We start from the raw sequence: 4422 nt of genomic DNA, 5'->3' as shown, positions 1-4422 counted from the left end.
CCGGGTCGCCGGCGGCAGGAACGCCAGGGTGCCCGCCGGAGCGCCGGAGCCGCCGGCGGGGGAGCCCGCCGCCGGTCCCGGGCCGGGCCCCGACACCGCCCCGGCCGGCGCGGTGAGCACCGGCAGCCCGGACAGCCCCGGGCCCTGCGGCACCTCGCCCGCGACCCGCTCCGCCGTCCCCCGGCAGGTCGGGCAGTCCACCACGTGCTGCACCAGCTCGCGCCGGAGCGCCGGGCCGAGCACCCAGTCCCGCCAGCTCTCCGCCCCGGCGCCGCCGAGCCGGTCCAGTTCGGGGCAGCTGCCCACGCCGAGCACCAGCAGGGCGGCCCTGGTCCGGTCGACCTCGGCCCGCGCGGAGGCGAGCAGCACCCGGACGGTGTCGAAGGGCTGCCCCAGCACGGCGGCCACCTCGATCGGGCTGAGCCGGTGGCGGACGGCCAGCTCCAGCGCCTCGCGCTGCTCGGGATCGGTGCCGGCCGCCTCGGGCCAGGCCAGTGAGGCCAGCTCGCGCCGCCGCCGGACCGCCTCCGTCCCGCCGTCGCCGTCCCCGCCCGGTGCCCTCCCCGCCGTGTCCCGGCCCGGCGTGTCCCGGCCCGCGCCGACCACCCCGATCCCGCGCACACCCCCCGCCGCACCCGCCGTACCCGCCGTACCCGCCGCGCCGGTCTCCGGACCGCCCTGCGGGCCGTCCGCGAGCCGCCGCAGGCAGCAGTACCGGGCCAGCGAGTAGAGCCAGGCCCGGAGCAGCCCGGGCTCGGCCAGCCGGGCGCCGTGCCGCACCGCCAGCTCGCGCACCTCCCGCAGGGCGGCCGCCGCGGCCTCGTGCTCGCACAGCACCGAGAGGCAGTAGGTGAAGAGGCCGTCGACCTGTCGCTCGTATGCCGCGAGGACGGCGTCGCGCGGCCCTTCCGTACTCGTCGTCACCCGTCCGACGGTAGAGACGGCGGCGGCCCGGCCCGGGCCATTCCGCCCGGTTGTACTTCTTTCGGGTAACAACATCGCTCATTCGTGGACCGGCTCCCCCTCCGGCCCCCGCGCGTCCCCGGCCGGCGCCGCCCGGCCCGGCCGCCCCCCGCGTTGTCGTACCCGGACGCTACGGTGACCGCATGGCTGCCCGTACCAAGACCACCGCCAAGCCGCGCCCGGCGTACCGCTGCACCGAGTGCGGCAACCAGCTGCCCAAGTGGGTCGGCCGCTGCCCGGAGTGCAACGCCTGGGGCACGGTCGAGGAGTACGGCGCGGTGCCGATCCGGACGACGGCCGCCGGGCCGGTCAGCTCGCCCGCCCGCCCGATCGGCCAGGTGGACGGCCAGGTGGCGACGGCCCGCTCCACCGGCGTGCCCGAGCTGGACCGGGTGCTCGGCGGCGGCCTGGTCCCGGGCGCCGTGGTGCTGCTGGCCGGCGAGCCCGGTGTCGGCAAGTCCACCCTGCTGCTGGACGTCGCGGCCAAGGCGGCCAGTGAGCGGCACCGCACGCTCTACGTCACCGGCGAGGAGTCGGCCGGCCAGGTGCGGCTGCGCGCCGACCGGATCAACGCGCTCTCCGACCACCTCTACCTGGCCGCCGAGTCCGACCTCGGTGCCGTCCTCGGCCACATCGAGGCGGTCGACCCCGGCCTGCTGATCCTGGACTCGGTGCAGACCATCGCCTCCGCCGAGCTGGACGGCGCGCCCGGCGGCCCGGCCCAGGTCCGCGAGGTGGCCGGCGCGCTGATCCGGGCCTCCAAGGACCGGGGCATGGCCACCCTGCTGGTCGGCCATGTCACCAAGGACGGCCAGATCGCGGGCCCCCGCCTGCTGGAGCACCTGGTGGACGTCGTCCTGAGCTTCGAGGGCGACCGCCACGCCCGGCTGCGGATCATCCGCGGGATCAAGAACCGGTACGGCGCGACCGACGAGGTCGGCTGCTTCGAGCTGCACGACGAGGGCATCGAGGGCCTGGCCGATCCGTCCGGCCTCTTCCTGACCAGGCGTGACAAGCCGGTGCCCGGGACGTGCCTGACCGTGACCCTGGAGGGGAAGCGCCCGCTGGTCGCCGAGGTGCAGGCGCTGATGGTGGATTCGCAGATCCCCTCGCCCCGCCGGACCACCTCCGGTCTGGAGTCGCCCCGGATCGCGATGATCCTGGCGGTGGTCGAGCGGCACGGCGGCGTGAAGCTCGGCAAGCAGGACATCTACACCGCCACCGTCGGCGGGGTGAAGCTCTCCGAGCCCTCGGCGGACCTCGCGATCGCCCTGGCGGTGGCCAGTTCCTCCTCGGACACCCCGCTGCCCAGCAACCTGGTCGCGATCGGCGAGGTCGGCCTGGCCGGCGAGGTGCGGCGGGTGACGGGTGTGCAGCGGCGGCTGGCCGAGGCGCACCGGCTGGGCTTCACCCACGCCCTCGTCCCGCCGGACCCGGGCAAGGTCCCGCCGGGCATGAAGGTGGTCGAGGTGGCGGACATCGGCGAGGCGCTGCGCGCGCTGCCGGGCCGCCGTCGGGCCGCCGCGAAGCCCAAGGGTGAGGCCCCGTCGGCGCCGCCGGCCCCCCGTGCACACCGGCCGGCGGCCTACCCGGAGGAGGTCATGGAGGGGTGGGAGCCGCTCGACTCCGACGAACTGCACTGACCCAAGCCCTGTCGTTGCCGCACGCAGTTAGACTTTCCCCTGTCTCATTGGTGATAAGGCAGTACTAAGCGACAGAGCAACAGACCGCAGGCCGGCGCCCCCCGCACGAGGCGCCCGGTACGGGGTCGACCGGAGGAGTCACGTGGCAGCCAGCGACCGGGCGGACAAGTCCTCCCGCGAGGAGGCCCTGCTGCGGGCCTCCCTCACCGCCATCGCCCCCGGCACCGCACTGCGTGACGGTCTGGAGCGGGTGCTCCGGGCCAACACCGGCGGTCTGATCGTGCTCGGTTTCGACAAGACCGTCGAGCCGATCTGTACCGGCGGCTTCGTGCTCGACGTCGAGTTCACCGCGACCCGGCTGCGCGAGCTGTGCAAGCTCGACGGCGCCGTGGTGCTGGACAAGGACATCACCAAGATCGTCCGGGCCGGCGTCCACCTGATGCCGGACTCCACCATCCCGACCGACGAGACCGGCACCCGGCACCGCACCGCCGAGCGGGTCAACCGGCAGACCGGCTTCCCGGTGGTGGCGGTCTCGCACTCGATGCGGCTGATCGCCATGTACGTCAACGGCACCCGCCGGGTGCTGGAGGACTCCACCACCGTGCTGTCCCGCGCGAACCAGGCGCTGGCCACCCTGGAGCGCTACAAGCTGCGCCTGGACGAGGTGGCGGGCACGCTCTCCGCACTGGAGATCGAGGACCTGGTGACGGTCCGGGACGTCACCGCCGTCGCGCAGCGGCTGGAGATGGTCCGGCTGATCGCCACCGAGATCGCCGGCTACGTGCTGGAGCTCGGCATCGACGGCCGGCTGCTCTCGCTCCAGCTGGACGAGCTGATCGCGGGTGTGGAGCCGGAGCGCGAGCTGGTCGCCCGGGACTACTTCCCGGAGCGAGCCGCCAAGAAGGGCCGGACCGTCACCGAGGTCCTGGCCGACCTGGAGGCGCTGACCCACGCCGAGCTGCTCGACCTCACGACGGTGGCCAAGGCGCTCGGCTACTCGGGCACCCCGGAGTCGCTGGACTCGGCGGTCTCGCCGCGCGGCTACCGGCTGCTGGCCAAGATCCCGCGCCTGCCCAACACGGTGATAGAGCGCCTGGTGGAGCACTTCGGCGGACTCCAGAAGCTGCTGGCCGCCAGCATCGACGATCTGCAGACGGTCGAGGGCGTCGGCGAGACCCGGGCCCGCTCGGTCCGCGAGGGCCTGTCCCGCCTTGCCGAATCGTCCATCCTGGAGCGCTACGTCTGATCGGACGCGGCGCCACCCGGTGCCCGGTCCTGGACCCGCAGAAGCCCCGGACACGCAGAAGGCCCGGACCGTACGAACGGTCCGGGCCTTCTGCGTGGCCCGAAGCACCCGCCTCAGTTCTCCAGGCGGATCGGGGAGCGGGCCGAGGCCTGGCCGCCGGAGAGGCCGGTGAGGTCGGCGACCACCAGGTAGTTGCCGGCCGGCGCGGGTGCCGGGTCGGCGGTCGCGCACTGCGGCTTGCTGCGGACCCGGTCCCAGCCGAAGGTCTCGGTCAGCCCGCCGTTGGCGGGGAGCTGGACCCAGGAGCTGCCCCGGTCGGCCGGGCAGTCGCCGGAGGACCAGATGCGCTCGCCGTTGCTGGCGGTGACGGTGATCGCGGAGGCGGTCCGGCCCAGGTCCACCCGGCAGTTGGTGGCGGAGGAGTTGTTGATGGTCAGCGCCAGCTTGGGCTTGTCCTTGGGCTGGTAGGAGTTCTGGGCGCTGGCCAGATTGAGCGTCACCTGGGAGGAGGCGCAGACCGGCAGGGCCATGATCTCGGCGGTGTTCACCGGGGGCTGGCCGCCGTTG

2 protein-coding genes and 2 pseudogenes are annotated in these 4422 nt (G+C 74.4%); 2 read left to right on the top strand and 2 right to left on the bottom strand.

Annotated elements, in window-relative coordinates; genetic code table 11:
- A pseudogene (locus BI06_RS51045) lies at positions 1–924 on the bottom strand (sigma-70 family RNA polymerase sigma factor); the annotation flags it as partial.
- Positions 925–1106: 182 nt separating this feature from the next.
- Between BI06_RS51045 and radA the strand changes: the two are divergent.
- Both radA and disA read left to right on the top strand, forming a co-directional pair.
- The gene (gene radA, locus BI06_RS22800; RefSeq protein ID WP_030393746.1) at positions 1107–2606 is read left to right on the top strand and encodes a DNA repair protein RadA; all 1500 of its coding nucleotides are present in this window, start codon (positions 1107–1109) and stop codon (positions 2604–2606) included.
- Between the two features lie 142 nt (positions 2607–2748).
- Positions 2749–3855, top strand: a complete 1107-nt coding sequence (gene disA, locus BI06_RS22795; RefSeq protein WP_051741604.1) for a DNA integrity scanning diadenylate cyclase DisA — start codon at positions 2749–2751, stop codon at positions 3853–3855.
- 113 nt (positions 3856–3968) lie between these two features.
- Here disA and BI06_RS22790 read toward each other — a convergent pair.
- Positions 3969–4422: pseudogene (locus BI06_RS22790) on the bottom strand (hypothetical protein); the annotation flags it as partial.

Source organism: Kitasatospora sp. MBT66 (genome assembly GCF_000710405.2).
GTDB classification, from domain to species: domain Bacteria; phylum Actinomycetota; class Actinomycetes; order Streptomycetales; family Streptomycetaceae; genus Kitasatospora; species Kitasatospora purpeofusca.
Note: the sequence above shows the minus strand (reverse complement) of the source record. Positions and strands in the feature narration are given on the sequence as shown.

What these genes read in the sequence shown, in the direction of transcription:
- radA (WP_030393746.1), top strand. Translation starts at nt 1,107, where the DNA reads ATGGCTGCCCGTACCAAGACCACCGCCAAGCCGCGCCCGGCGTACCGC.